Below are 25,653 nucleotides of genomic sequence, written 5' to 3' on the forward strand. Positions count from 1 at the left end.
TGTTCAGTAGCCCCGCTGGCGATCCACCAGACCCCGCAGGGGCTCACCGCGCTGGTGGCGGCGGATATTGTCCAGCAGCACGGTGAACGCCGTTTCCGGCACCGTCATGGCGCCCACGTGGGGCGTCAGCCAGATCCGCGGATGCTGCCAGAAGGGGTGGTCGGCTGCGGGCGGTTCCGGCTCCACCACGTCCAGCACCGCCTGGCTCAGCTGACCGCTGTCCAGCGCCGCCAGCAGGTCGGCTTCCACCAGCTGGGCGCCACGACCGAGGTTGATCAGGCTGGCGCCGCGGGGCAGGGCGGCGAACAGGCGGGCGTCGAGGATACCGCGAGTCTCCCCGGTCAGCGGCAGCAGGCAGATGAGGATTTCGCAATCGGCCAGGAACGCCGGCAGCTGCTCGGCGCCGGCATGGCAGCGCACCCCCGGCAGCTCATGAGCCGAGCGCGACCAGCCCGAGAGCTGGAAGCCAAAGGTGGCGAGCCGCTCCAGCACCGCCTGGCCGATCTGGCCGAGACCCAGCACGCCGACGCGTCTGTTGTTCGCCGTCACCAGGGCATGTTCCTGCCAGCGTCCCGCGGCCTGCTGGTCGAGATAGAGCGGCAACTGGCGATGCAGCGCCAGCACCATGAGGGTGGCGTACTCCACCATGCCGGCGACGATGCCGGGATCCAGCATCCGCACCACGGGCAGCGCTGGCGGCAACAGATTCAGGTCGAACTGGTCGACGCCGGCCGAGGTGGCGAACAGCACCTCCAGGTTGGGAAAGCGGTTGGCCAGGTCTTCCGGCGGTTGCCAGCAGGCCAGGTAGCGGACTTCTTCGGGATTGCCCACGTCCGGCCACTGGCGGAAGGCGATATCGGGCGCGCGTTCCTGGAACAGGCGTCGCCAGGCCTGGCCGCGTTCGGGATCGGCCTTGTAGAGCAGCGTCATGGGGAGGTCTCCGGCAAAGCTCAAGGATGGCGCAAGCGTGCGGTAGTTTGTCCCGAATTCTCCGCTGCCGCCGCCATGATCGGTGGTGCGGTGGAAACTGCGCCACATCTGGGAAAAACGGCAGCTTCTGTGCTGGCCTGGGCCCCAAAACGCCATAACCCCGGTGCCTTGCGCGTCGATACTGGCCGGGTCCGCGGCGCCCCTGCCGCGCCGCTCGACACGAGGATCCGCCATGCCTTTGCTGCACTACTGCCAGCCGCTCGGTGACCGCCAGCTGCCCCGGGCGCTCCAGCCGCTGCACGATGACCCCCTGGCCGCCGGCCGCGAATTGCACCTGCTCGATGGCCGCCTGGGCTATGTGATGGGCAGCGCCGTCACCCATTCCGCTGATTGCCGGCTGGACGACTACCCCTGGGTGGAAGTCAGCCTCCTCGAGGCCGGCGAGTTGCAGCTGGAATGGGAGGGGAATGCCCTGCACCTCAAGGCCGGCGATGCCTTCATCCTGCCGCGTGGCTTGAGCTGCCGCTGGCGTCACAGTGGCGAATTGCGGCGGCTGTTCATGGCCTTTCCCGGCCGGGCCAGCGAAGGCCCGATGCCCCAGGCACCCGTGCTGCTGGATCCCTCGGCGCCGCGCGAACCCTCGCCGCCGCCGGCGGCCAGCGTCCTGCTCAGCCCCGAGCCCGAGGCCACCGGCTGCGACCTGTTCGAAAGCGGTGGCGGGGCCCTGCGGATCGGGATGTGGGAGTGCACGGCCTATACGCGCAAGGCGGTGAGCAATCCCCACTGCGAGCTGATGCTGCTCTATACCGGCGCTGTGACCCTCGCGGTCGAGGGCGAAGCGCCCTGCACGGTCCATGCGGGCGAGGCGGTGCTGGTACCGGCGGAAACGGCCATGGCCTGGGACAGCCGGGAGCGGGTGCGCAAGCTGTATTGCATCCTGCGCTGAGAAGAGGGCGCTCCGGCAGCGGGATGCTGGCGGAGCGTTGCGGCGAGGGGGGTCAGCCGGCCTTGATCAGGCTGCGCAACGGCAGGGCGTTCTTGACCACCGGCGACTTGATGACGATGTAGCTGAAGTACTTCTCGATACCGACGTTGCGGTCGAGGATGGATTCCATCAGCTCCTGGTAGTGGCCGATGCTGCTGCACATGAAGCGCAGCAGGTAGTCGTAGCCGCCGCTGATGAGGTGGCATTCGAGGATCTCGTCGACCCCGCGGATGAAGGACTCGAACTTCACGAAGTCGGCGCGCTTGTGGTCGGAAAGGGTGACCTCGGTAAAGACCGTCACCGAGTTGGCGATCTTGGCGAGGTTGACGTGGGCTTCGTAGCCGCTGATGTAGCCGGCCGCCTCCAGGCGTTTGACGCGCTGCAGGCAGGGGCTGGGGGAGAGGCCCACGGCTTCGGCGAGACTGACATTGGTCATCCGGCCATCCTTTTGCAGTTGCACCAGGATGTTGATGTCGATGCGGTCCAGTTTTGTTGCGGCGTCCATCGTCGTTCCTCGCAGTCGTGAACGTCAGGCTAGGCACGCAGGGCGGTCTGATGCGCATGCACCAGATCGGCGAGACTCGCGTACTCGCACCGCGTGCCATCCAGGGCCTGCCGTGAAAGGTTCCAGGGCCGCGAGCGATCACGGCGCAAGGTACACAGCGGAAAATCCACCAGGGGGTTCCAGGGGTCGTCCGGTTCGCTGCCTCTTACCGGTAGCAGATCCCCGCGCGCCAGGCCCAGTTCTTCCAGGGTGTTGTCCAGCGCCAGGCGCAGATCGCCGCCGCGGTTGGGGATCACGGCGGCGAACACCTCGGGCAGCCGCGCCGTGACCGCTGCCGCGTCGCCGTCATCGGGCGAGGCCAGCAACACCAATCGATAGAACTTGCTCAGGTACTGCAGCGCGCCCGGCGCATCCTCGAACACCGGCCAGCACGACGTGGCGTTTCCAAAGGCCACGCTGGCATCCAGGTCGGCTTCCTGCTGCAACTCTTGCGCCAGCTGCTGGTGGATGCGCAGGTGCAGGCTGGTCTGACTGGCGTTGGGCGTGGCCTGGCGCAACTCGCGGGCGAGCCGGTGATAGCTGCCGAGCAGCCAGTCGGGATGGGTGCCGAGGCCCGCCTGCGCCACAAGGGGGCGCAGGGCTTCGAGGATGCCCCCTTCGCGGTCGACGAGGGTGCCGTAGCAGGAAAAGCCTATGGCCTGGTAACGCGTGATTCTCATGGTCGGTTTCCCCTTGGCGCCGCTCTGTCGATGTCAGGCGGCGTTACGTTCGACCTCAGGCACCGGCCTGGGCGAGGGCTTGGCCGAACATGTGCAAGGCTTCGGCCAGTTGTGCCTCGGTGGTCACCAGCGGTGCCAGGAAGCGGATGACGTTGCGTTCGACACCGCACTTGATCACCAGCAGGCCCGCCTGGCGGGCGCCGTCGATGACCTGCTGGGCGAGGGCGGCGTCCGGACTGTGGCCATCGGCGCCGACCATCTCCACCGCCAGCATGAAGCCGCGGCCGCGCACCTCGCCGATGCGTGGATGCCGCCGCTGCAGCTCGAGCAGACCGCCGCGCAGCTGCTCGCCGAGGGCGACGCCACGGGCGACCAGGTCCTCTTCCTCGAACACGTCCAGCACCGCCAGGGCCGCGGCGCAGGCCAGGGCGTTGCCGCCATAGGTGCCGCCGAGGCCGCCGGGCAGGGGTGCGTCCATGATGGCGGCGCGCCCGACCACCCCGGAGAGCGGCAGGCCCCCGGCCAGGCTCTTGGCCACCGTCACCAGGTCGGGCTGGACGCCGGTCTGCTGGAAGGCAAACAGGCTGCCGGTGCGGCCGAAGCCGGTCTGGATCTCGTCGGCGATCAGCACGATGCCGTGCTGGTCGCAGAGGGCGCGTAGCGCCTGGAGAAATTCCACCGGCGCCGGGCGGAAGCCGCCGTCGCCCTGCACGGGTTCGATCAGAATCGCGGCCACCTGATCGGGCGCGACCTGGGTGGCGAAGACCTCGCGCAAGCCGGCCAGGGCCTGCTGGCTATCCACCCCGCGGAAGGCATCGGGGTAGGGCGCGTGGTAGATGTCACCGGGGAAGGGGCCGAAGTTCTGCTTGTAGGGCTGGGCGAAGCCGGTCAGGGTCACGCCCAGCAGGGTGCGGCCGTGGAATCCGCCGCGGAAGGCGATCACCCCGGGCCTTTTGGTGTGGGCGCGGGCGATCTTGATGGCATTTTCCACGGCTTCGGCGCCGGAGGTCAGCAGCAGCGTCTTGTAGGCTTCGCCGTTGCCGATGAGGGCGTTGAGACAATTGGCCAGCTCCAGGTAGGGCTCGTAGGCCATTACCTGGAAGCTGGCGTGGGAGATCTCCCCGACCTGGCGACGCACGGCCTCCACCACCCGCGGGTGGTTGTGACCGACGTTGAGTACGCCGATGCCGCCGACGAAGTCGAGGTAACGGCGACCGTCCACGTCCCAGACTTCGCTGCCCTGGGCGCGGGCCACCACGACGGGATGGGCGGTGATGATGCCGCGGGGGACGCCTTGTTCGCGAAGACCCAGCAGGCGGTCGGTGGCTTTGGCAGCGGAATTCATGCAGCGATACTCCAGGCAGGGGCGAGAGTTCCAGCCTACGCAGGCCGCAGGGTCGGTAACGCTGAAGTTGCCGGCCGCGGCATCGTGATCGGCTGTTTTGCTTGGGGGCGGCGGCATTTTCGGTTGCCTGCCGCCCAGGGGTATCAGTCGAGGCCGCCGAGGTGCCAGGCCTTCACTTCCAGGTACTCATCCAGCCCCAGGTGCGAGCCTTCGCGGCCCAGGCCGGATTGCTTGACGCCACCAAAGGGCGCGACCTCCATCGACAGGGTGCCGGTGTTGAGGGCCACCATGCCGAATTCCAGCTGCTCGCCGACGCGCCAGGCGCGGCGCAGGTCCTGGGTGTAGTAGTAGGCGCCCAGGCCATAGGGCGTGGCATTGGCCAGCGTCAGCGCCTCGGCTTCGTCGCGGAAGCGGAACAGCGGCGCCACCGGGCCGAAGGTCTCCTCGCGGGCCAGCAGCATGTCCGCCGTGGCGCCGGTGAGCACCGTGGGGGCGACGAACTGGTCGCGGCCGCTGGGCAAGCCGCCGAACAGCGCCTTGGCGCCCTGGGTCAGGGCGTCGTCGACGTGACGCGCGACCTTGTCCACCGCCAGGCGATTGATCAGCGGACCGAGGGTCACGCCGGCCTCCAGGCCGTTGCCCACCTTGAACTTGGCCACCTCGGCAGCCAGGCGCTCGGCGAAACGGTCGTGGATGCCGTCCTGCACCAGGATGCGATTGGCGCAGACGCAGGTCTGGCCGGCGTTGCGGAATTTGCTCTGCAGCACCCCGGCGATGGCGAGGTCCAGGTCGGCGTCGTCGAAGACGATGAAGGGCGCATTGCCGCCCAGTTCCATGCTGGTGCGCTTCACCGTGGCCGCGCACTGCGCCAGCAGCAGCTGACCGATGCGCGTGGAGCCGGTAAAGGACAGCTTGCGCACCGCCGGATTGCCGGTCAGCTCACCGCCGATGCCGACGGGCATCCCGGTGACCACGTTGAATACGCCGGGCGGAAAGCCGGCGCGATCGGCCAGTTCGGCCAGCGCCAGGGCCGACAGCGGGGTGAGATCAGAGGGCTTGATCACCACCGGGCAGCCGGCGGCGAGCGCCGGGGCGGCCTTGCGGGTGATCATGGCGTTGGGGAAATTCCACGGGGTGATGGCGGCGGCGACCCCCACCGGTTGCCGCAGCACCAGCACCCGGCGATCCCGGGCCGGTGCGGGCAGGATGTCGCCAAAGCTGCGCCGAGCTTCCTCGGCAAACCATTTGACGAAGCTGGCGCCATAGGTGATCTCGCCACGCGCCTCGGCCAGGGGCTTGCCCTGTTCCAGGGTCATCAGCAGGGCCAGGTCGTCCTGGTGCTCCAGCATCAGCGCGTGCCAGCGCTCCAGCAGGGCCGCGCGCTCGGCGGCCGGACGCTCGCGCCAGGCCGGCCAGGCGGCCTCCGCCGCGGCGATGGCGCGGGCGGTTTCCACCGCCTCCAGGGCGGCGACCTGGGCGAGGGTCTCGCCAGTGGCGGGGTTGTCCACGGCAAAGGTGGCGCCGTTGTCGGCGGCGATCCAGTGGCCGTCGACATAGGCGGAGGCTTTGAACAGGCGGGGATCCCGCAGATCGAGGTGCAGCGGCATGGTGGCGCTCCCAGTGGCAGGTCAGGCCCTGAGTCTAGGGAGGGGTGGCGGCCACCGATGCCGAATTGCCCCGCCCGAAAGGGCGAGGGAACGCGTTCGCCGCGGCCTGGCCGCAGTTTCTGCGGTGACCTCTCAGCGTGCAGCGCCCGGCGGATCGCCAAACAGCGGATCGCCGCGCAGCGCGGCCACCGCCAATTCGACGAAGGCCCTGACCTTGGCCGCCGCCTGGCGGCCCTGTGGATAGACCAGGTGCACCGGCAGCGGCGCTTCTTCATGGTCCGCCAGCACGATCCGCAGGCGGCCCTCGGCCAGCGCCGGGGCGATCTGGTAGTGCAGCACCCGGGTCAGTCCATGCCCCGCCTGGGCGGCGGCGATGGCGGCTTCGTTGGTGTTGCACAGCAGCAGCGGATCCACCACCACCCGCTGTCCGCGGGCGAAGCGCCATTCCGGCGAGGCCCAGGCGCCCTGGCAGGCGAGGATGCGGTGCTTCTTGAGTGCGGCCGGGGTGGCGGGAGTACCCTGGGCTTCCAGGTAGCCCGGGGCCGCGCAGACCACCCGCCGCATCTGGCCGACCTGGATGGCGGTAAGGCCCGAATCCGGCAACTGGCCGATGCGCAGGGCGACATCCATGCCTTCGTCCAGCAGATTCACCTGGCGGTCGACGAAAAAGGTGCGCACGCGCATGTCCGGATAGCGGGCGAGAAATTCCAGCACCAGCGGCAGTACGTGCAACTGGCCGAACAGCATGGGTGCGGTGACGGCCAGGGTGCCCGAGGGCCTGGCCTGGTGTCCCGCCACGGCCAGCTCCGCCTCGGCGATTTCGCCGAGGATGCGCCGACAATCCTGCAGATAGCGCGCGCCGGCCTCGGTGGGTTTCACCGAACGGGTGGTGCGCACCAGCAGGCGGGCGCCGACCAGCGCTTCCAGGCCGGCCACCAGGCGGGTCACCGCCGGTGCGCTGAGGTGCAGTTCGCGGGCGGCGCGGGCGAAACTCTCGGTCTCGGCCACCTTCACGAACACGCGCATCGCCTGCCAACGATCCATCTGCCTCGCCACCCTGTCTTGTCGACCAGGCTCCATGGTAGTCAACTTCAGGCGGCGCGGATCACAGATCGAGTTCCAGGCGGTCGGTGCCAGCCGCCGGCACCGCGCAGCACAGCAACGCCTCGCCGTCGGCGACCCGGGCCACCGGCTCCCGCGCATAGGTGACGGCGCCGCCGAGCAGCCGTGTCCGGCAACTGCCGCAATGACCTCTGCGGCAGCTGAAGGCGGGATCGAGGCCACGGGCTTCGGCCAGTTCCAGCAGCGAGCCCGCCGCGGGTGTCCAGCGCGCTTCCTTGAGCGAGGCGGTGAAGACCACTGGCACGCTGTCCATGGCCGCGGCTGGACGCACAGGCGGCGCCGCTTCCAGGGGCTGACTGCGGCGCAGCGCCGCCGGTCCGAAGCCTTCGGCATGGATGCGCGCGTCCTCGATGCCGTAACCACGCAGGCCGTCGTACAGTGCCTGGGTGAAGGCCGCCGGGCCACAGAGGTAGAAGGCGTGATCGCCGAAGGGCAGGAAGCGGCCCAGCACGCCCAGGTCGATCCGCCCGGCCACCTCGTAGTCGGTATCCGCCACGGCCTCGTGGGTATCGCTCAGCGCCCGCACCAGGCGCAGCGAGCCGCCGGCGGCGGCCACCAATTCGGCCAATTCCGCATCGAAGGCGCGCTCGGCCTTCGACCGAGCGCCGTAGAAGAGGGTGATCCGGCGCTGCCGCTGGGTCCGGCGTCCTTCGTGAACCAGGTGCCTGAGCATCGCCAGCAGCGGGGTGATGCCGATGCCCGCAGCCAGCAGTACCAAGGATTGGTCAGCGGCGGCTCCCAGGGTGAAGTCCCCCGCCGGCGGGCGCGTGTCGAGCAGATCGCCCTCGCGCAGCCGGTCATGCAGCCAGGTGGACACCAGCCCCTCGCGCTTGACGCTGATGCGGTAGTGCCCGTCGGCCGGCGCGCTGGACAGGCTATAGCTACGCAGCGCCGGGGCCTGGCCGGCGACCGGAGTGAGGCGTACCGGCAGGAACTGGCCGGCCTGGGCGGGTGGCAAGGCGGTGCCGTCCGCCGCGGCGAGATGGAAGGAGCGGATGGTGGCGCTCTCCTCGACGATGCGGATGACGCGCAAGGGTCGCCAGCGATTTCCGAGTTCTCGGCTCAGCAGACGCTCGCGCGCCTGCGCCCAGCTGCCGGTCAGCTGGCTGCTGTCCGACTCGCCTCCGGCCCGCGCCTGCCAACGCAGCGCCAGGGCGGTGCGACGCCGGACGATACGCTGCGGGCGAAAGGTCCAGAGGCGTTCAGCGCCCTCGAAGGCGGCGATTTCGGGGGAATCGAACAGCACCTCGGCGGTGCCGCTCAGCTGCAGCAGATCGCCGCGCGCGTCGTCGACGAACAGCAGTCCGGCCTGGCCGTTGACGGCGATGTTGCCCAGGGTGTTGAAGAACAGGTTGCCGTTGAAGTCGGGAATGGTCAGCAGACCCTCGGCGTCCACCCGGACGAAGCCCGGCTTGCCGCCGCGGTGGGAGACGTCCACCCGGCGTCGTCCCTCCTGCTCGGCATAGGAGGCGACGAAGAAGGTATCGGCCCCTTCGATCAGCTGGCGTGCCGCCTCATTCAGTGTCTCGAGGGCTTCGGCGGCCGGAGCGGGCGTCTTGTCCGGTGCTTGGTTGGGTTGCAGGTCGCGCAGCTGGATGTAGCGCGGGCAGTTGCCGAAGCTCTGGTCCACGGTCACCCGCAGGCCCTGGGGCGTCAGCTCGACCTCGCCGTTGACGCGGTTGCGGCGCCGAGTGTGCAGCTCGATGCCCAGCAATCCCACGGCGGCGCCGTCCGCCAGGCTGGCGCCCGCCGGATCACCTGCCGGTAGGCTGGCCGCGATGTCCAGCCGCGTTGGCGTCGGTGCGCTGACGAAGCCCGGCGCGCCTTCCAGGATCGTCGCCCAGGCCGCGCCGGTCGCGTCCACGCTACCCAGCACCAGGAAGGGCAGTTGCTGGTAGAAGGCGCGGTGCTGGTCGGGCATGAAGCTGCGGATCACCCGCGGGCCGACCTCGGCCATTCGCTGGCGGACGCCGACGCGCTCCTGCAGGGCGGTTTCGCCGGGGTGCCAGGTGGGCAGAGCGTTCAGGGGCGTGCTCATCGAGGTTGCTCCTCGCGGTGGGGAAGGCGGGTGATCCAGCGGCTTCAGGCGCGCAGACCGGCAGCCGTCTGCGGAAAGGGCACGAAGCCCGGCAGGGCTTCCACCCGCTGCAGGAAGGCCTGCACAGCGGCATAGGGGGCCAGGTCCACGTTGCCTTCCGGCGCGCCAGCCAGGTAGCTGTAGAGGGTGACGTCGGCGATGGTCGGATGATCGGCGGCCAGCCAGTCGCGGTTCGCCAGATGAGCTTCCAGCCGCTCTAGGAGGACATGGGCGCGGGCGATGACTTCCTCGGGATTCAGACGGGCACCGAATACCGTGATCAACCGCGCCGCTGCCGGGCCATAGGCCAGTTCGCCCGCGGCCACCGACAACCAGCGCTGGACGGCGGCGGCCCCGGCCGGGTCTTCCGGCAGCCAGTCGGTGCGGCCCAGTTTCTTCGCCAGGTAGACGAGGATGGCGTTGGAGTCGGCGACGATCACGCCAGCATCCTCCAGCACCGGCACCTGGCCGAAGGGATTGAGGGCGAGGAACGCCGGGGTGCGGTGCTCGCCGGCCGCGAGGTCGACCTCGACCAGTTCGGGCGCGAGGCCCAGCAACGAGGCGAACAGCACGGCGCGATGGGCATGACCGGATAACGGCAGGTGGTAGAGCTTCATGATCCAACTCCTGGCAGGCATCGGGCCGAGGGTGGTCCCGATTCGTGCTACCAGCTTGGGATCAGAGCGCTTTCGAGGGAATGGGCCTTCTGGTCAGTTCAGCATTCCGCAAAATGGAATGATCGGGTTAGCGGCAGGCGGAGGTCGGCGATTGAGGGACCAAGAACGTCAGCTGTGCCTTCATAAAGTTTGAGATCAGGTCCATCTCCACAACTGGACCGCAGGTTAGAGCGCCCAGCGCTGGTCGATGCGTAGGCCGTAAAGTAGAATCAATATCATCCAGGCATCATCGACCAGGTAGCCGCCGGCATGAGTGACATGGCTTTCGAGTCCTCCCGTGATCTTCACGCGCTTTATCGCGACCACAGTGGTTGGCTGCAGAGCTGGCTGCGTCGTCGACTGGGCAGCGAATGGGATGCGGCCGATCTTAGCCAGGAAGCCTTCTTGCGGCTGGTGCGCAATCCCGAGGTGCTCGGCGAACTGCAGGAGCCGCGGGCGTATCTGGTGACCATTGGCAAGCGCCTGTTGATCAACTTCCGGCGCCGGCGCAGCCTGGAGCAGGCCTACCTAGACGCTCTGGCCGAGCTGCCCGAAGCCTGTGCCCCATCACCCGAGCAACGCTGGGTCCTGCTGGAAACCCTGCAGGCTCTCGATGAGCTGCTCGATGGCCTGCCCGCCAAGGTGCGCCACGCCTTCCTGCTCAGCCAGCTCGAAGACCTGACCTATCGCGAGATCGCCGAGCGCTTGCGCGTCTCCGAACGCACCATCAAGAGATACATGGCCCAGGCCTACGAGCATTGTCTGTTGGCTGAGCTGTGCTGAGGAGCGAACGGGAGCGCCAGCGCAGAGCCGTCCGTGAGGCAGCCGGCTGGCTTGCGCTGCTGGAAGCGGGCGAGGCGAGTGCGCACGAGCTAGAGCTCCTGCAGGAATGGCGCGCGGCCGATGCCGAGCACGAGCGCGCCTGGCAGGCGGCATCGCAGCTGCAACAACGCTTTGCCGCGGTGCCTTCGCGGTTGGCGATGGCCAGTCTACAACCGGCTGATCGTGGGCGGCGCATCGCCCTGCGCCAGTTGCTCGGTCTGGCGGTGGTGGTACCGACTGGCTGGTGGCTGATGCAGGACATGCCGCTGGATGCCTGGACCGCCGATCTCAGCACGGCCACCGGCGAACGCCGCAGCCTGCCCCTGGCGGATGGCAGCCTGCTGCAACTCAATACCGCGACCGCCGTGGACCTGAATCAGACCCAGCGACGCCTGACCCTTTTACGCGGCGAACTCTCGCTGCGGGTGCCTGGTGCGCAGGCGCTGACGCTGGATACCCGCTTCGGCGCCCTGATGGTGGAGCAGGCCGAGGTCTGCGTGCAGCAGGACGATGAAGGGTGCGACGTGCGCGTGGTCAGCGGCAGCGTCGAGGTGCGGCCGCTGATGGGGCTCGGGTTGACCTTGGGCAAGGGCCAGCAGTTGCGCCTGAGTACCCTGGGCATCGGCGCCATCGAGCCGTTTTCCCCGACCCTGCTGAGCTGGCGCCAGGGCGTGCTGATCGCCCAGGACCAGCCGCTGGGCGAATTCCTGCAGGAACTCAGTCGCTATCGCCCCGGCCTGCTGCGCTGGGATCCCGCGGTGGCCGACCTCAGGGTCACCGGCAGCTTTCAGCTCGCCGACACCGAACGGGTACTGGTCCTCCTGGCCGCTACGCTGCCGGTGGAGCTGCACTGGCGTACCCGCTTCTGGGTGACGCTGGAACCGCGCCAGGTCAACGCCTGAAAAAGCCTGTCCCCTTTTCTGCACTCGTGGGTCATTACCGGCACAGGACAACCAAAAGGAGCGGGATTCGATGGTGGCATTGGTATGGCGTCCGTTGCTGCGCACGGGCTTGCTGGTGGCGTTGAGTGGTACCCCCTGGTGGGCCGGTTCGGTTGTGGCGCAGGAGGCGCTCCGTCGGCATTACGAGATTCCCGCGGGTAGTCTCGCCCAGGCCCTGACCCGCTTTGCCGCGGAGTCTGGCGTCAATCTGGCGGTGGACCCGAGTCTGGTGGGCAGTCGCTCCAGTCGCGGGCTGCTGGGTGACTATGGGGTAGAGGAGGGCTTTGCCCGCCTGCTGGCCGGCTCCGGTCTCAGGCTCCAGCCCTTGGGCCAGGACGACTTCACTCTGGTGCCGGCTGCAGAGGAGAACGGCGTCCAGCAACTGGCGGCCACCTCCATCGTCGCCTCCAGCCTCCAGGTGGAAGACGCACCCTACGCCGGCGGCCAGGTCGCGCGGCAAGGCTCCCAGGGACTGCTGGGCAATCGCGACTTCATGGACACCCCCTTCAGCCAGACCTCCTACACGGCGCAGACCGTGCAGAATCTGCAGGCGCGTACCCTCAGCGATCTGGTCGCCAGCGACCCCTCGGTGCGTTCCACCAATCCATCGGGCGGACGCTTCGAGCAATTCACCATCCGCGGACTCAGCCTCTACAACAGCGACGTGGCCTACAACGGCCTCTATGGTGTGCTGCCGACCTATTCCATCGACATGGAGATGGCCGAACGGGTCGATATCCTCAAGGGCCCCAGCCAACTGCTCAACGGCATCTCGCCACGCGGCAGCGTCGGCGGTGGCATCAACCTGGTGCCCAAGCGCGCCACCGACCAGCCCATCACCGAGTTCACCGGCAGCTACGCGTCCGACAGCCAGATCGGCGGCGCGGTGGACATCGGCCGTCGCTTCGGCGAAGACAATCGCTTTGGCCTGCGCTTCAACGGCGTCAAGCAATCCGGCGACACCACCTGGGATCACCAGCACGTCGATCGCCAGCTGGGTGTGCTCGGACTGGACTATCGCGTGGAGCGCCTGCGCCTGGGTCTGGATCTCGGCCATACCGAGCGCGACACCGACGCGCCCCAGGAGCGGGTGCTGGTGGGGGCCAACGCCCGGGTACCCGATGCCGACGACGTGCGCCACAACTATGCCCAGCGCTGGACCCGCGCCCAGACCAGGGACACCTTTGGCGCCCTGCGCGGCGAATTCGACGTCGACGACTCGCTGATGGTCTATGGCGCCGTGGGCGCGCGTCGCAGCGATCACGATTTCCTCCGCCACAACGTCTCCATCACCAACAACGCCGGCGATTTCAGCGTCCAGCCGCGGGATTTCACCCGGGACGAGAACGTGCGCACCGCCAACGTCGGTGCCCGCAAGTGGCTGCAGACCGGACCGGTCAGCCACGAGCTCAACGTCAGCGCCGACTACTTCTACATGGATTTCGAGAACGGCGGCGGGCGCTACGCCAGTGGGCCGAGCAACCTGTACAACCCCAGTGACCTGCCCGCGCCCGGGATCCAGACCCGCTCCGACGGCAAGGACTACACCGAGAACCGCTTCAGTGGCGTGGCCCTGGCCGACACTCTGGGCTTTTTCGACGATCGCCTGCTGGTGACCCTCGGCGCCCGCTGGCAACGGGTCAAAGTAGACGACTGGTCCGATGGCGTGAAGCAGGCCACCGCCTACGACGAGGAAAAGGTCTCGCCGTCGGCGGGCGTGCTGTTCAAGGCCAGCGAGCGGCTGTCGCTCTATGCCAGCTACATGGAGGGCTTGAGTCAGGGCAAGATCGCGCCCTCATCCGCGATCAACGAAGACCAGATCTTCCCGCCCTTCGTGAGTCGCCAGGCGGAAGTGGGCGCCAAATACGACTTCGGCACGGTGGCCGTCACCGCCAGCGTCTTCCGCATCAAGCAGCCGGCCTACGAGACCAATGCCACCAGCCGGGTCTTCGGCCCTAATGGCAAGCGGGTCAACGACGGGGTGGAGCTGAACGTGTTCGGCGAGCCGCTGGCGGGATTCCGCGTGCTTGGCGGCCTGATGTACATCGACAGCGAGCTCAAGGATACCGTGGGTGGCGCCGTCGACGGCAATCGCGCCCCGGCCACGCCCAGGCTCAATGCCAACCTCGGCGCCGAACTGGACATCCCGGCGGTGCCGGGGCTGACCCTGACCGGGCGGGGCATCTATACCGGTTCCCAGTACCTGGACCAGGCCAACAGCAAGCGAATCGATGCCTGGCACCGCTTCGACGTGGGGGCGCGCTACGCCTTCAAGGTCGACGCCACCCGGGTAACCCTGCGAGCCTCGGTGGAAAACGTGATGAACGAGCGCTATTGGGCCTCGGCGGGGGCTCCCGACGATGCCGAGCCGGGGCTGACGATTTCTACCCCGCGTACTCTGGTGCTTTCGACCAGCCTGGCGTTCTGACGGCCTTGACGTTGCATCGTCGTGGCACATCCGGACTGACCCGTCGGCAACTGCTCACGCACGGCGGCGTGCTCGCCACCGGCCTGGCGCTGCAGCCGGGTGTTGCCCGGGCGCAGCCAACCCGGGTGGCCACGCTGTTCCAAGGCGCCACCGACAGCGCCGTGGCCCTGGGGCTCAGGCCCTGCGGGGTAGTCGAGTCCTGGAGCGAGAAGCCCGTCTATCGCTACCTGCGCCCGGCGCTGGCGGGGGTGCCCTCGCTGGGCCTGGAAACCCAGCCAAGTGTGGAGGACCTGGCGCTGCTGGCGCCCAACCTGATCGTCGCCTCGCGCTTTCGCCATGGCCGGATCGCGCCGTTGCTGCAGCAGCTGTGCCCGGTGGTGATGCTGGAGGAGGTTTTCGAATTCAAGCAGACCCTGCTGGCCCTGGGCACCGCCGCGGGGCATGAAGCGGAGGCCACGGCCCTGCTGCAGGCCTGGCAGGCGCGCATCGCCCACCTGCGCGAGGCGCTGCAACGCCACTACGGCGCCCAGTGGCCGCCAACGGTGGCGGTCCTGGACGTGCGCGCCGATCACCTGCGCAGCTACCTGCCCGACAGCTTCGCCGGCCGGGTGCTCAGCGAGCTGGGCTTCGCCTGGCCTGCGGCCAGCCTGGGCAGCGCCGCGCCCTCGATCAAGCTGACCTCGCGGGAAAGCCTGCCGGTGGTGGAGGCCGATGTCTTCTTCGTCTTCCTGCGCGCCGACCAGGCCGCGGTGCAGCGCAACTACGAGCGTCTGCTCGAGCACCCGCTCTGGCAGCGCCTGAGCGCGCCTCGGCGCGGACAGGTCTGGCGGGTCGATGGGGTGGCCTGGAGCCTGGGCGGCGGCATGCTCGCGGCGAATCGGCTGCTGGACGACATCGAGCGCGTGCTGGTCGACCAGGGGGCCGCATGAACGCACCCCTCAGACTGCTGCTGCTCGCCCTGGCCCTGGCGCTGATCGCCGTGCTGAGTCTCTCGGTCGGCGCCCGCTGGATCGCGCCGGGTACCGTAGTGACGGTGCTGGTGCAGGACCCCTCGCTAGGGCTGGATGCCACCCTGGTCAATACCACTCGGCTGACGCGCCTGCTGGTCGCCCTGGTGGTGGGCGCCAATCTGGCGGTGGCCGGCGCCCTGATGCAGGCCATGACCCGCAATCCCCTGGCTTCGCCGGGACTGTTCGGCATCAACGCCGGCGCCACCTTCGCCCTGGTGCTGGGCATCACCCTGCTGGGGCTGTCCAGCACGGAAGGCTGGGTGCTCTGCGCGCTGCTGGGCGCGGCGGTGGCCGGCACCCTGGTCTGGACCCTGGGCAACCGAGGCCAGGCGCGGCTGACGCCGCTGCGCATCGTGCTGGCTGGCGCCGCCCTGGCGGCCCTGTTCACCGCCTTCAGCCAGGCACTGCTGGTGATCAACCAGGAAGGCCTGGACAGCGTGCTGTTCTGGCTGGCCGGGTCGGTTGGCGAACGCAACCTCGCCACGGCTGCGCCGCTGCTGGTGTTCAGCCTGCTGGCTCTGGCCGCTGCCACGGTCCTGGCCGGGCAGCTGGATGTGCTGGTCGCCGGTGATGACCTGGCCCGTGGCCTGGGCCAGCCCATCGGCCTGATCCGGTTGCTGGCCGGGGTACTGGTGATCTGCCTGGCCGGCAGCGCCGTGGCCCTGGCCGGCAACATCGGCTTCATCGGCCTGATGGTGCCGCACCTGGTGCGCGGGCTGTTGGCCCGCGCGCGACACGAGCATCGCTGGCTGATCCCCGGCTGCGCCCTGGGCGGGGCCTTGCTGCTGGTACTGGCTGACAGCCTGGCGCGGGTGGTGATCCTGCCCCAGGAGGTGCCCGTGGGCATCATGACCGCGCTGTTCGGCGGGCCCTTCTTCATCCATCTCGCGCGCCGGGGAGGCCGTCATGGCCGCTGAGATCGTCTGGCGGCTCGGCCGTTTCTCCCGCCGCCTGGCCCCGGCCACCCTGGGACGGCTGGCCGTCGCCGCGCTGGTGGCCCTGGCGGCCCTGCTGCTGTGCCTGTGCCTGGGCAAGGTCTGGTTGACGCCCACCCAGGTGTTCGCCGCTCTGGTCGAACGGCAGGGCGGAGGTCTGGGCTTCATCGTCATGCAGCTGCGCCTGCCGCGGGCGCTGCTGGCGGCCCTGGTCGGCAGCGCCCTGGCGGTGTCCGGCCTGCTGCTGCAGGGCCAGGTGCGCAATCCCCTGGCCTCGCCGGACCTGCTGGGCATCACCAGTGGCGCCAGCGCCGGGGCGGTCTTCTATCTGGCGGTCCTGGCCGGCAGCCTGGGGCCCCATGGCCTGCCGCTGGCCGCGATGCTCGGCGCGGGCCTGGCGGCGCTGCTGGTCTATGGCCTGGCGTGGAATCATGGCGCCTCGCCGCTACGCCTGGTGCTGGTGGGGGTAGGGGTGTCGGCCATGCTCGCCGCGGCCACCACCTTCCAGATGGTGTTCAGCCCGTTGACCACCACGCTGTCCGCCTACGTCTGGCTGACCGGCAGCGTCTATGGCGCCAGTTGGCCGGAGGTGCGCGCCCTGGGGCTGTGGTGGCTGGTCCTGCTGTTGCCGCTGGCGACCCTGGCGCGCCACGCCGTGCTGGCGCAACTCGACGATGACCTGGCCCGCGGCCTCGGGGTGCGCCTTCAGGTGCAGCGCGCAGCCTTGCTGGCGCTGGCCGTAGCCCTGGCCGGGGTGGCCATCGCCTGGGGGGGCTCCATCGCCTTCGTCGGCCTCATCGCGCCCCATATCGCCCGCCGCCTGCTGCCCGCGGGTTTCGCCGCTCAGGCGCTGATGGCGGCCCTGGTGGGGGCGTTGCTGGTGATGCTCGCCGACCTCCTGGGTCGTACCCTGTTCCTGCCCCTGGATCTGCCCGCCGGCATCTTCGTCGCCGCCCTGGGGGCGCCCTTTTTCCTCTACCTGCTGATCCGGCAGCGTCCCTGAAGGAGTCTGCATGGCAACCCTGGCCAGCCGCGGCCTGACCCTCGGCTACGGCACCCAGACCATCATCGAGGCCCTCGACCTCGAGTTACCGCCGGGTCGCGTCTCGGTCCTCATCGGCAGCAACGGCTCCGGCAAGAGTACCCTGCTCAAGGCCTGTGCCCGGCTGCTTGAACCGCGCCAGGGCCAGGTGCTGCTCGACGGCCAGGACATCCACCGGCAGTCCACCGCCGCCCTGGCCCGGCAACTGGCGGTCCTGCCGCAGACCCCGGTGGCGCCCGAAGGTATCAGCGGGCGGCAACTGGTGAGCCTGGGCCGCTATCCCTATCAGAACTGGATGCGCCAATGGTCGGCGGACGATGCCGCGGCGGTGGACCGGGCGCTGCGCCTCACCGACCTGCTGGCGTTGGCGGAGCGACCGGTGGACGACCTCTCCGGTGGGCAGCGCCAGCGCGCCTGGATCGCCCTGACCCTGGCCCAGGACACCGATTGCCTGCTGCTGGACGAGCCCACCACCTACCTGGACCTGGCGCACCAGATTGAGGTGCTGGACCTGCTGCGCCAGCTGAATCGGGAGGAGGGCAAGACCATCGTCATGGTGCTGCACGACCTCAATCTCGCCTGCCGCTACGCCGATCACCTGGTCGCCGTCCACCAGCGTCGCGCCCATGCCCAGGGCGCTCCCGCAGAGGTATTGACGGAAGCCCTGGTGTGCGAGGTCTTCGCCCTGGAGTGCCGGATCATCGCCGATCCCTATTTCGGCACGCCGCTGTGCATTCCCTTCGGTCGCGAGGTCCCGCCATGTGCCTGAGACCTGCCTGGGCGGCTGAGCATCTTCAGGTATTGCGCGAGACCTTTGGCCTGCGCGAGGCGAGCGAGCGCGATGCGCTGCACAGCCAGCCGGTTTCCGCCTGGCTGGAGCCGGCCCGGTGCGCGGAGCTGCTCGATGACCTGGCGGCGCGGATGGGCGCGCCTTCGCGACGCGTGGCGGCTTCCCTGCTGACCAAGCGGCTGGGTTTTCTCACCACCGGCGTGGCCTTTTATGGCCTGTCGGCCGCTGATCTCCAGCTGGATCTACGGCCGGGTAACGTCTGGATCGAAAGCGGCTTTGTGCAGGAGCGCTGGCAATCGTCCCTGCCGCTGGCGGACAGCCGTCCCTTACCCGCGCCTGGAAATCATGCCCAGCTCCGTGCCCAGGTGGCGCGTACGCTGTTTGGCGAGTTGCTTGGCCCGCTGTGGGAAACCCTGGCCAGGGTAGGGCGGGTCTCACCGCGCATCCTCTGGGAAAACGCCGCAGTGCGGCTCTATTCGCTGTATGACCAGCGCTTGCCAGAACTCGCCGCGCCTGAGGCGCAGGCTCGCTGCGCCGAAGACTTCGCCTGGCTGCTGGCGGCCGCGCCCGCCGAGCTGGGGCTGGAGCTGAACCCACTGGCACAGTTTCGGCGACCGGCAGTAGCCGGTGCGGTGGGCCGAAGCATCCGTTTCCGACGCACCTGCTGCTTCTATTATCAGGCCACCACGCCTGCCGAGTACTGTTCCAATTGCCCGCTGATCCGGCCCCGCGAGACCTGATCACCCGGATTCGCTACTCCGGCTTGGTGCCGATCTGCTCGCGCAAGAGTTGCAGATAGCGCCGCGCGCCTAGGCCCTGGGGGCGGTTCTTGATCCAGATGACGTCGATCCAGCGGCGGATCTGGCTGGCCATGTTGTCGAATTGCACCTGTTCGAGCAGGCCGGTGGCGATCAGCGGCCGCACCAGCGGGTGGGGCAGATAGGCCCAGCCCAACCCGGCCTGCACCAGGTCCAGCGTCGCCAGGTAGCTGTCGGTCAGCCAGACGCGTTGCGACAGCACGATCTGCGGGTCCGAGGCGTTGCGGTCGCCCCCAGCAACGACGATCTGGCGGGTATCGGCCATCAGCGTTTCGCCCAGTGGCCGGTCCTGGCGGGAGGCGGGATAGCCGGGCGCGGCCACCGCCGTGAGCAACTGGCTGCCAGCCTCGGCGAAGCCCTCCAGCGCGTTGATCCCCGGGCGCTCGAAGATCAGCGCCATGTCCACGCTGCCCTCGTGCAGCAGGCGGATCGCCTCGGCGCGGGCCGCCGAGCGGATCTCGATTTCCAAGGCCGGAAATTCCTCCGCCAGGGTCACCAGCGGCCGACTCCAGGCGCCGGTCTGCAACTCCGGCGCCATCACCAGCACGAAGCGCCGTTCCAGCCCCGCATGCAGCTGCAGGGCGTGGGCGTCGAGCAGCGTGAGCTGGCTGGCCACCTGCCGCGCCTGGGGTTCGAGGGCGCGCGCGGCGGGGGTCGGCAAGGCCTTGCGGGTGGCGCGATCGAACAGCACCAGGTCCAGCTCGGCTTTCAGTTGGGAGATCGCCATGTTCACCGCGGAGGGCACCCGCCCCAGGACGCGAGCCGCGGCGGAAAAGGAGCCCTCGTCGATCACGGCGAGAAAGACCCTGAGCGTTTCGCCGGTAAAGGCCATGGTTGTCAATTTTGCTGATATCGATCGTCTTTTTGTATCAGCCGAACCGGCTTACAGTCCAGCTGGACAACAGCGGAGACAGCCACATGAGCGAGTCGATGACGGGCCAGGTGGCCCTGATCAGCGGTGCCGGCAGCGAAGCCGGTATCGGCATGGCGATCGCCCGGTGCCTGGGCGCGGCGGGGGCGCGGTTGATCGTCACCGCCAGCAGTGCCCGGATCGCCGAGCGGGTGGCGGAATTGCGCGCCGCCGGCTTCACCGCCGAAGGCCGGGCGCTGGATCTCACCGAAGAGGCGGCCGTTGGCGAGTTCTGCCAGTGGGCCGAGGCGCGCTGGGGCCGTATCGACATCTTGGTCAACAATGCCGGCATGGCCATGCAGGGCAGTCCCGAGCCCCTGGTCGAGGTGGCGCGGATGACCCTGGCCGACTGGAATCTGACCCTGGCGCGCAACCTGACCACGGCCTTCTTGCTGACCCGCGCCGTATTGCCCGGCATGCAGGCGCGCGGCTATGGCCGCATCGTCCACGTCAGTTCCGCCACCGGTACCCGGGCGGGCATTCCACAGGCCGCGGCCTACAGCGCGGCCAAGGCGGCCATGGTCGGCATGAACATGAGCCTGGCGCTGGAGGTGGCCGGGCAGGGCATCACGGTCAACGCCGTGGCGCCCGGCTGGATCGAGACCGCCTCCAGCCTGCCGGAAGAATTGCAGGCCGCGACCCGGGTGCCCGTGGGCCGCGCCGGTCGTCCCGCCGAGGTCGCCGCGGCGGTGGCCTTCCTGGCTTCGCCCGGGGCCAGCTACATCACCGGGGAATACCTGGTGGTGGACGGTGGCAACAGCCGCATCGAAAACAAGGGGGCCTGACATGCAGCCGGTCGTACTGATCAGCGGGGTACTGGGGGGCATCGGCCAGGCGGTGCGCGCGCATTTTCTGCAGGCCGGCTGGCGGGTCTTCGGCACCGATCTGGATGGCGCGGCCCTGGCGGCGCTCGAGGCCGATGGGGGCCTCGCCGGCCAGCACGCCGCCGACCTGCGCCAGGCCAGCGCCAGCCGGGAGGTGGTCGCCAGCGCCCTGGACCGCCTTGGTCGGCTCGATGCCCTGGTCAATTGCGCCGGTGTCTGGCGCGAAGGCCCGGCCGAGACCTTCAGCGAGGAAGACTTCGACCTGGTGCTGGACGTCAATCTCAAGGCCAGCTTCTTTCTCTGCGCCGCGGCCATTCCCGCACTGCGAGACACCCGGGGCGCCATCGTCAACCTGAGCAGCGATGCCGGTCGCCAGGGCAATCGCAATGCCGCCGTCTACTGCGCCAGCAAGGGCGCGGTGACGCTGATGACCAAGGCCCTGGCCCTGGATCTGGCGCCCAGCGGGGTGCGCTGCAACAGCATCTCGCCCGGCGATGTGGCGACGCCCATGCTGAGCTTTCAGGCCGAGCGCTATGGCGACGGCGATCCCGCCGCCTATCTGCAGGACCTGTTGGCCAAGTATCCGCAAGGTGAAGCGGCGCGCTTCATCCAGCCCGAGGAGGTCGCCGAGCTGGCCTTTTTCCTGTGCCAACCCGCCGCCCGCTCCATCACCGGCGCGGACCTGGCCATCGATTGCGGCGTCTCGGCCGGGCACTGAGCCCGGGCCGATCCGCCCTCCACCCAAGAGGAATCCGACATGACCACCAGTGGTATCAGCGAAGCCGCCGTGCAGACCTTCGTCGCGGCCGAACGCGAGCGCTTCCTGGCGCGCAATTCCAAGTCCCTCGCCCTGGCCGAGCGGGCCCGGCACTCGCTGTTTGGCGGGGTGCCCATGCACTGGATGAACGACTGGTCGATGCCCAGCGCGCTGTTCGTCAGCCATGCCCAGGGCTCGCGCTTCCATGACGTCGACGGCCATGAATACATCGACTTCTGCCTGGGCGACACCGGCAGCATGTTCGGCCATTCGCCGGCGCCCATCGCCCGGGCCCTGGCCGAGCAGGGCGCGCGCGGACTCACCACCATGCTGCCCGGCGAGGATGCCGTGGTCGCCGGGGAATTGCTCGCCGAGCGCTTCGGCCTGCCGTTCTGGCAGGTGGCGACCACCGCCACCGATGCCAACCGCTATGTCATCCGCTGGGCGCGCGCCATCACCAATCGCAAGATGCTGCTGGTGTTCGACGGCTGCTACCACGGCACCGTCGACGACGTCATGGTGCGCCATCAGGAGGGCCGTACCGTGCACCGCGGCGGCCTGATCGGCCAGGCGCACAACCTGGCCGAGACCAGTCGGGCGGTGCCCTTCAACGACCTCGCGGCGCTGGAGGCGGCGCTGGCGAAAGGCGACGTCGCCGCACTGATCTGCGAACCGGCCATGACCAACATCGGCATGGTGCTGCCCGCCCCGGGATTCATGGAGCAGGTCCGCGCCCTGACCCGGCAGTACGGCACCCTGCTGATCATCGACGAGACCCATACCCTGTCCACCGGCCCTGGCGGCTGCACCCGCGCCTGGAATCTCCAGCCGGACTTCATCACCTTCGGCAAGCCCATCGCCGGGGGCGTGCCCTGTTCGGCCTATGGCTGCAGCCACGAGATGGCCCAGGCCATGCGCCTGGCGCAGCAGCACGCCAGCGAGACCAGCCACGGCCATGGGCACAGCGGCATGGGCACCACGCTGTCGGCCAATGCCCTGGCCATGCGCTGCCTGCGCGTCAGCCTGGAAGAAGTCATGACCCCGGCCGCCTATGCGCGGATGCTGCCGCTGGCGGCGCGACTGGCCGCCGGCCTGCGCGAGGTGATCGCCCGCCATGGCCTGGCCTGGTCGGTGACCGAACTGGGCGCCCGCTGCGAATTCCAGTTCTGCGCCACGCCGCCCACCACCGGCGCCGAGGCGGAAGCCGCCTTCCACGACAGCCTGCAGCAGGCGCTGCACCTGTACCTGATCAACCGGGGCATCCTCATCACCCCCTTCCACAACATGACCCTGTGCTGCCCGGATCTCGAAGCGGCGGACGTCGACCGCCTGCTGGCCACCCTCGACCAGGGCCTCGGCGAACTCCTGGCGCTGCCCGGCGCCCGGGAGTGCCAGCCATGAACTTCGCCGACGCCCAGGAAGCCCGCGACTTCCTCGCCGCCCACCCCGAGGTGCGCAGCATCGAACTCATGCTGATCGATGCCAATGGCGTGCCGCGCGGCAAGCTGCTGCACCGTGACGAACTGCTGGCCATCTACGAGGAGGGCCGGCCGCTGCCCAGCTCCATCCTGGCGCTGACCCTGCAGGGGGAAGACGTCGAAGCCACCGGCCTGGTCTGGGAGGTCGCCGATGTCGACTGCTGGACCTATCCGCTGCCCGGCAGCCTGACCCTGCAACCCTGGCGCAGCACCCCGACCGGTCAGGTGCAGGTGAGCATGCACCCGACCCAGGGGCTGCCGGCCGCCCCCGCCGATCCCCGGCATGCCCTGGTGCGGGTGATCGAGCGGCTGCAGGCCGACGGCTTCCAGCCGGTGATGGCGGTGGAGCTGGAGTTCTATCTGCTCGACCGCACCCGTGACGCCCAGGGCCGGCCGCAACCGGCGCTGCAGATGAATGGCGTGCGACCCGGCTCGCCGCAGGTCTATGGGGTCTACGAACTGGAGCAGCTGCAGCCCTTTCTCGATGACCTCTACGCCGCCTGCGAGGTACAGGGCCTGCCGGTGCGCACGGCCATCTCCGAATACGCCCCCGGCCAGCTCGAACTGACCCTGCTGCACCGCGGCGATGCTCTCCAGGCCATCGACGAGGGCATTCGCTACAAGCGCCTGGTCAAGGGCGTGGCCAACCGTCATGGCCTGCAGGCCTGCTTCATGGCCAAACCGTTCGGCGACCAGGCCGGCAGCGGCCTGCACCTGCACGTCAGCCTCGCCGACGCCGCGGGCAACAACCTCTATGCCAGCGAGGATCCGCAGGGCACGCCGCTGCTACGCCACTCCATCGGCGGCATGCAGCACCGGATGCTGGATGCCCTGGCGATCTTTTGTCCCAACGCCAACTCCTACCGCCGCTTCCAAGCCAACAGCTATGCGCCGCTGGCCAAGAGCTGGGGGGTCAACAACCGCAGCGTGTCCCTGCGCGTACCTGGCGGTCCGGCCAGCAGTCGCCACATCGAGCACCGCATCTGCGGCGCCGATGCCAATCCCTATCTGGCGGCCGCGGCCATCCTCGCCGCCATCCATGAAGGCATCCGTGACGAGCGCGACCCGGGGCCGGCCACTGTCGGCAACGGCTACGAGCAGGCCACCGACTTCCTGCCCACCGACTGGCTGACCGCGCTGCAGGCGCTGGAGCGCTCCAGCTGGATCCGGGAGGCATTGGGGGAGCGCTTCGTCGAGGTGTACCTGGCCATCAAGCGCGCGGAATACCGGCAATTCATGGCCGAGGTGGGTGAGCAGGACTGGCGCTGGTACCTGACTCACGCCTGACCCCGCGCTTCAGGGCGCCAGGCTGGCCTGCCAGCGCCTATCCCGGGTCGAGGGCCGCCGGTGCAGCCGCTCGTCCAGCAGCGCCGCGGCCCTGGCCTGTTCACCCCCGCGCAGCAGGGCGACCAGCAGGGTGTCTTCGATGACCTCGCGCTGGGCGCCACTGCCGCCAATACGAGCGACGTCCCCGCGTAGCGGCTCCAGCAGCCGGGCACAACCCGGGTAGTCTTCTTCGGTAAAAGCCAGCAGGGCGCGGCAGAGCAGGGGGACCACCGGCCCGGCGGCCAGGGCGCCGTCGCGCAGACGACTTTCCAGCCCCGCAATACGGGCTTCCAGCGCCAGCCGATCCCCAGTCGCCGCAGCGATCAGCGCCATATGGACGTCGGCGAAGGCCAGCCCCGGTTGCTGGAACAGCCCCTCCGCACTGGCGGCGGTAGCCTGCCAGAGCTCGGCGGGCACCTCATGGCCATAGAGTCCCAGGCGCCAGAGAAAGGAGGCGTTGTCGCTGACCCGATTGAGCGGGCCGGCGGTGGACGCCGCCGGCGCCACGAAGCGCTGATAGAGGTCCAGCGCGCCCTGGCTGTCACCCTGTTCCAGGGCCACCAGGGCGCCGTGCCAGGCGATATGACCGTACAGGGTGCCGTGGCGCGGATACTCGGGCAGCCAGCCGGCGATCAGGGCCTGCGCGGTCTGGCTGTCGCCGGATTCGTGCAGGACATGGGTCAGGGCATGGGCCGCATTGACGTTGTGGCGGCGCAGCTCGAGCGCCCGCTCGGTGAGCACTCGGCCACGGGCCACGTCGCCATTCTCGCCGTGGGACCAGCCACGGTAGGTGAGGAACCACCAGTCGTCCGCGGCGAAATGGCGGGCATGGCGCTCGCAGAGGTCGACTCGCGCCTGGTCATGATCGGCGCGCCCGGAAAACGCCAGCAAGCCAAAGGCCCCCAGCGGCAGGCCGAGGATCAGGATGTCGCGTGGCCAGCGCTCGGCATGCTCCAGCGCGCCCTGCAGCGCCTGGGCAGCTTCCCCGGCGATCAGCCGCCGCAGGACCTCTACATGGCTGCGCTCGCGCTCCGTGCCATGCCGCTCGACCAGCCGCTGCGCCCGCGCGATGGTCTCCCGGGCCGCACCGGCCTGGTTATCGATCAGCTGCAGCCGCGCCCGCGCTGCCAGTGCCAGGGCGAAGTCGGGATCGGCCGCGATCGCCTCGTCCAGCGCCTCGGCCGCCCCGGGCCAGAGCGACAGCAGCAGGTCCACGCCGGCTCGATAGCGCTCGGCGGCGTGGGCGGAAGGGGTGGACAGGGGAAGGTCGTAGCGGTCGGTGTAGAGGCCAGACATTGGGGTCGTTTTCTATCATCCAGGTGGAGAGTACTGCCTCGGCTCACCCGCAAAGGGTGTGCTGTCGAGGCTAGGCACCCTAGATAGCAGCCAGGGCCCAGGACGCATAGCGCCCATTGTTCAGGCCAGCATGAACAGGCCTCATGGACGGCCGCGCGCAAGGGGTGTCATGAGGGCAGCGGCGGTTCGGATTGATGCCGCCACATTAGGACGGACGGGCGCCTCGAAACAGTGGATTGTGTTTCGCCTCCAGCGCAAAACGACACAACTGCAGAATCCCGCACGCGGATACTGAGAGCACTTCACATCGCTCAGCGCAGGAGATTCGTC

The 25,653-nt window shown here is 69.0% G+C and carries 23 protein-coding genes; 13 read left to right on the plus strand and 10 right to left on the minus strand.

Going from position 1 to position 25,653, the window contains the following annotated elements:
* Window positions 1-3: 3 nt before the first annotated feature.
* A complete protein-coding gene (locus EC839_RS17100) occupies window positions 4-930 on the minus strand; it encodes a glyoxylate/hydroxypyruvate reductase A (RefSeq protein ID WP_007161778.1) in 927 nt (308 codons plus the stop codon).
* A 232-nt stretch (window positions 931-1,162) separates the two neighbouring features.
* Between EC839_RS17100 and EC839_RS17105 the strand changes: the two genes are divergently transcribed.
* Window positions 1,163-1,876, plus strand: a complete 714-nt coding sequence (locus EC839_RS17105; RefSeq protein WP_007161777.1) for a cupin domain-containing protein — start codon at window positions 1,163-1,165, stop codon at window positions 1,874-1,876.
* 52 nt (window positions 1,877-1,928) lie between these two features.
* Here EC839_RS17105 and EC839_RS17110 read toward each other — a convergent pair whose 3' ends face one another.
* The 7 genes from EC839_RS17110 to EC839_RS17140 form a co-directional block, all read right to left on the minus strand.
* A complete protein-coding gene (locus EC839_RS17110; protein ID WP_007161776.1) occupies window positions 1,929-2,420 on the minus strand; it encodes an Lrp/AsnC family transcriptional regulator in 492 nt (163 codons plus the stop codon).
* Window positions 2,421-2,449: 29 nt separating this feature from the next.
* The gene (locus tag EC839_RS17115; protein ID WP_007161775.1) at window positions 2,450-3,139 is read right to left on the minus strand and encodes a hypothetical protein; all 690 of its coding nucleotides are present in this window, start codon (window positions 3,137-3,139) and stop codon (window positions 2,450-2,452) included.
* A gap of 55 nt (window positions 3,140-3,194) precedes the next feature.
* Window positions 3,195-4,484 (minus strand): 4-aminobutyrate--2-oxoglutarate transaminase, encoded by a 1,290-nt coding sequence (gene gabT / locus EC839_RS17120; RefSeq protein ID WP_007161774.1) that lies wholly within the window; start codon window positions 4,482-4,484, stop codon window positions 3,195-3,197.
* 143 nt (window positions 4,485-4,627) lie between these two features.
* A complete protein-coding gene (locus EC839_RS17125) occupies window positions 4,628-6,091 on the minus strand; it encodes an NAD-dependent succinate-semialdehyde dehydrogenase (protein ID WP_007161773.1) in 1,464 nt (487 codons plus the stop codon).
* Window positions 6,092-6,223: 132 nt separating this feature from the next.
* Window positions 6,224-7,135, minus strand: coding sequence for a LysR family transcriptional regulator (locus EC839_RS17130; protein ID WP_007161772.1), 912 nt, complete (start codon window positions 7,133-7,135; stop codon window positions 6,224-6,226).
* A 61-nt stretch (window positions 7,136-7,196) separates the two neighbouring features.
* Entirely contained in the window at window positions 7,197-9,251 is a 2,055-nt protein-coding gene (locus EC839_RS17135) for a pyridoxamine 5'-phosphate oxidase family protein (RefSeq protein ID WP_007161771.1), read from the minus strand.
* A 44-nt stretch (window positions 9,252-9,295) separates the two neighbouring features.
* Complete coding sequence (locus tag EC839_RS17140; RefSeq protein ID WP_007161770.1) at window positions 9,296-9,907, minus strand: glutathione S-transferase family protein; 612 nt, start codon at window positions 9,905-9,907, stop codon at window positions 9,296-9,298.
* 309 nt (window positions 9,908-10,216) lie between these two features.
* Between EC839_RS17140 and EC839_RS17145 the strand changes: the two genes are divergently transcribed.
* The 8 genes from EC839_RS17145 (at window position 10,217) to EC839_RS17180 (ending at window position 18,654) form a co-directional block, all read left to right on the plus strand.
* Window positions 10,217-10,729 carry a sigma-70 family RNA polymerase sigma factor gene (locus EC839_RS17145; protein ID WP_039976107.1) on the plus strand — a complete coding sequence of 171 codons (513 nt, stop codon included), beginning with the start codon at window positions 10,217-10,219 and terminating at the stop codon, window positions 10,727-10,729.
* On the plus strand, window positions 10,723-11,670 hold the full coding sequence (locus tag EC839_RS17150; RefSeq protein WP_007161768.1) for a FecR domain-containing protein: 948 nt from the start codon (window positions 10,723-10,725) through the stop codon (window positions 11,668-11,670). Before EC839_RS17145 ends, EC839_RS17150 begins: the two co-directional genes overlap by 7 nt.
* Before the next feature lie 70 nt (window positions 11,671-11,740).
* Window positions 11,741-14,137, plus strand: a complete 2,397-nt coding sequence (locus EC839_RS17155) for a TonB-dependent receptor (RefSeq protein WP_132832916.1) — start codon at window positions 11,741-11,743, stop codon at window positions 14,135-14,137.
* Window positions 14,138-14,148: 11 nt separating this feature from the next.
* A complete protein-coding gene (locus tag EC839_RS17160; protein ID WP_258196663.1) occupies window positions 14,149-15,066 on the plus strand; it encodes an iron-siderophore ABC transporter substrate-binding protein in 918 nt (305 codons plus the stop codon).
* On the plus strand, window positions 15,063-16,064 hold the full coding sequence (locus EC839_RS17165) for an iron ABC transporter permease (protein ID WP_007161765.1): 1,002 nt from the start codon (window positions 15,063-15,065) through the stop codon (window positions 16,062-16,064). Before EC839_RS17160 ends, EC839_RS17165 begins: the two co-directional genes overlap by 4 nt.
* Window positions 16,054-17,085 carry an iron chelate uptake ABC transporter family permease subunit gene (locus tag EC839_RS17170; protein WP_007161764.1) on the plus strand — a complete coding sequence of 344 codons (1,032 nt, stop codon included), beginning with the start codon at window positions 16,054-16,056 and terminating at the stop codon, window positions 17,083-17,085. The genes EC839_RS17165 and EC839_RS17170 overlap by 11 nt, the downstream gene beginning before the upstream one ends.
* Before the next feature lie 10 nt (window positions 17,086-17,095).
* Window positions 17,096-17,893 carry an ABC transporter ATP-binding protein gene (locus EC839_RS17175; protein ID WP_132832917.1) on the plus strand — a complete coding sequence of 266 codons (798 nt, stop codon included), beginning with the start codon at window positions 17,096-17,098 and terminating at the stop codon, window positions 17,891-17,893.
* Entirely contained in the window at window positions 17,884-18,654 is a 771-nt protein-coding gene (locus EC839_RS17180; RefSeq protein WP_039976106.1) for an IucA/IucC family C-terminal-domain containing protein, read from the plus strand. The genes EC839_RS17175 and EC839_RS17180 overlap by 10 nt, the downstream gene beginning before the upstream one ends.
* A 13-nt stretch (window positions 18,655-18,667) precedes the next feature.
* On the opposite strand, the gene EC839_RS17185 is transcribed toward EC839_RS17180, so the two are convergent.
* Window positions 18,668-19,564 (minus strand): LysR family transcriptional regulator, encoded by an 897-nt coding sequence (locus tag EC839_RS17185; protein WP_132832918.1) that lies wholly within the window; start codon window positions 19,562-19,564, stop codon window positions 18,668-18,670.
* 86 nt (window positions 19,565-19,650) lie between these two features.
* On the opposite strand from EC839_RS17185, the gene EC839_RS17190 reads away from it, so the two are divergent.
* Genes EC839_RS17190 through EC839_RS17205 form a run of 4 tightly spaced genes read left to right on the plus strand, consistent with a single transcriptional unit; the run spans window position 19,651 to window position 23,988 of the window.
* Complete coding sequence (locus tag EC839_RS17190; protein ID WP_007161760.1) at window positions 19,651-20,427, plus strand: SDR family NAD(P)-dependent oxidoreductase; 777 nt, start codon at window positions 19,651-19,653, stop codon at window positions 20,425-20,427.
* A 1-nt stretch (window position 20,428) separates the two neighbouring features.
* Entirely contained in the window at window positions 20,429-21,184 is a 756-nt protein-coding gene (locus EC839_RS17195) for an SDR family NAD(P)-dependent oxidoreductase (RefSeq protein ID WP_007161759.1), read from the plus strand.
* A gap of 39 nt (window positions 21,185-21,223) precedes the next feature.
* Complete coding sequence (locus EC839_RS17200) at window positions 21,224-22,624, plus strand: aspartate aminotransferase family protein (protein ID WP_007161758.1); 1,401 nt, start codon at window positions 21,224-21,226, stop codon at window positions 22,622-22,624.
* Window positions 22,621-23,988: a glutamine synthetase family protein gene (locus tag EC839_RS17205; protein ID WP_132832919.1), complete on the plus strand. Its 1,368-nt coding sequence runs from the start codon at window positions 22,621-22,623 to the stop codon at window positions 23,986-23,988. Before EC839_RS17200 ends, EC839_RS17205 begins: the two co-directional genes overlap by 4 nt.
* A 9-nt stretch (window positions 23,989-23,997) precedes the next feature.
* Here the strand turns inward: EC839_RS17205 and EC839_RS17210 are convergent, their stop codons facing one another.
* Window positions 23,998-25,323, minus strand: coding sequence for a tetratricopeptide repeat protein (locus EC839_RS17210; RefSeq protein WP_007161756.1), 1,326 nt, complete (start codon window positions 25,321-25,323; stop codon window positions 23,998-24,000).
* Between the last annotated feature and the right edge of the window lie 330 nt (window positions 25,324-25,653).

This window comes from Pseudomonas sp. JUb52 (genome assembly GCF_004341115.1).
Taxonomy (GTDB): domain Bacteria; phylum Pseudomonadota; class Gammaproteobacteria; order Pseudomonadales; family Pseudomonadaceae; genus Chryseomonas; species Chryseomonas oryzihabitans.

Bases quoted from the DNA above. Each gene is read 5' to 3' on its own strand.
- EC839_RS17100 (WP_007161778.1), bottom strand. From the start codon at position 930: ATGACGCTGCTCTACAAGGCCGATCCCGAACGCGGCCAGGCCTGGCGA.
- EC839_RS17105 (WP_007161777.1), top strand. From the start codon at position 1,163: ATGCCTTTGCTGCACTACTGCCAGCCGCTCGGTGACCGCCAGCTGCCC.
- EC839_RS17110 (WP_007161776.1), bottom strand. From the start codon at position 2,420: ATGGACGCCGCAACAAAACTGGACCGCATCGACATCAACATCCTGGTG.
- EC839_RS17115 (WP_007161775.1), bottom strand. From the start codon at position 3,139: ATGAGAATCACGCGTTACCAGGCCATAGGCTTTTCCTGCTACGGCACC.
- gabT (WP_007161774.1), bottom strand. From the start codon at position 4,484: ATGAATTCCGCTGCCAAAGCCACCGACCGCCTGCTGGGTCTTCGCGAA.
- EC839_RS17125 (WP_007161773.1), bottom strand. From the start codon at position 6,091: ATGCCGCTGCACCTCGATCTGCGGGATCCCCGCCTGTTCAAAGCCTCC.
- EC839_RS17130 (WP_007161772.1), bottom strand. From the start codon at position 7,135: ATGGATCGTTGGCAGGCGATGCGCGTGTTCGTGAAGGTGGCCGAGACC.
- EC839_RS17135 (WP_007161771.1), bottom strand. From the start codon at position 9,251: ATGAGCACGCCCCTGAACGCTCTGCCCACCTGGCACCCCGGCGAAACC.
- EC839_RS17140 (WP_007161770.1), bottom strand. From the start codon at position 9,907: ATGAAGCTCTACCACCTGCCGTTATCCGGTCATGCCCATCGCGCCGTG.
- EC839_RS17145 (WP_039976107.1), top strand. From the start codon at position 10,217: ATGAGTGACATGGCTTTCGAGTCCTCCCGTGATCTTCACGCGCTTTAT.
- EC839_RS17155 (WP_132832916.1), top strand. From the start codon at position 11,741: ATGGTGGCATTGGTATGGCGTCCGTTGCTGCGCACGGGCTTGCTGGTG.
- EC839_RS17165 (WP_007161765.1), top strand. From the start codon at position 15,063: ATGAACGCACCCCTCAGACTGCTGCTGCTCGCCCTGGCCCTGGCGCTG.
- EC839_RS17170 (WP_007161764.1), top strand. From the start codon at position 16,054: ATGGCCGCTGAGATCGTCTGGCGGCTCGGCCGTTTCTCCCGCCGCCTG.
- EC839_RS17175 (WP_132832917.1), top strand. From the start codon at position 17,096: ATGGCAACCCTGGCCAGCCGCGGCCTGACCCTCGGCTACGGCACCCAG.
- EC839_RS17180 (WP_039976106.1), top strand. From the start codon at position 17,884: ATGTGCCTGAGACCTGCCTGGGCGGCTGAGCATCTTCAGGTATTGCGC.
- EC839_RS17185 (WP_132832918.1), bottom strand. From the start codon at position 19,564: ATGGCCTTTACCGGCGAAACGCTCAGGGTCTTTCTCGCCGTGATCGAC.
- EC839_RS17190 (WP_007161760.1), top strand. From the start codon at position 19,651: ATGAGCGAGTCGATGACGGGCCAGGTGGCCCTGATCAGCGGTGCCGGC.
- EC839_RS17195 (WP_007161759.1), top strand. From the start codon at position 20,429: ATGCAGCCGGTCGTACTGATCAGCGGGGTACTGGGGGGCATCGGCCAG.
- EC839_RS17200 (WP_007161758.1), top strand. From the start codon at position 21,224: ATGACCACCAGTGGTATCAGCGAAGCCGCCGTGCAGACCTTCGTCGCG.
- EC839_RS17205 (WP_132832919.1), top strand. From the start codon at position 22,621: ATGAACTTCGCCGACGCCCAGGAAGCCCGCGACTTCCTCGCCGCCCAC.
- EC839_RS17210 (WP_007161756.1), bottom strand. From the start codon at position 25,323: ATGTCTGGCCTCTACACCGACCGCTACGACCTTCCCCTGTCCACCCCT.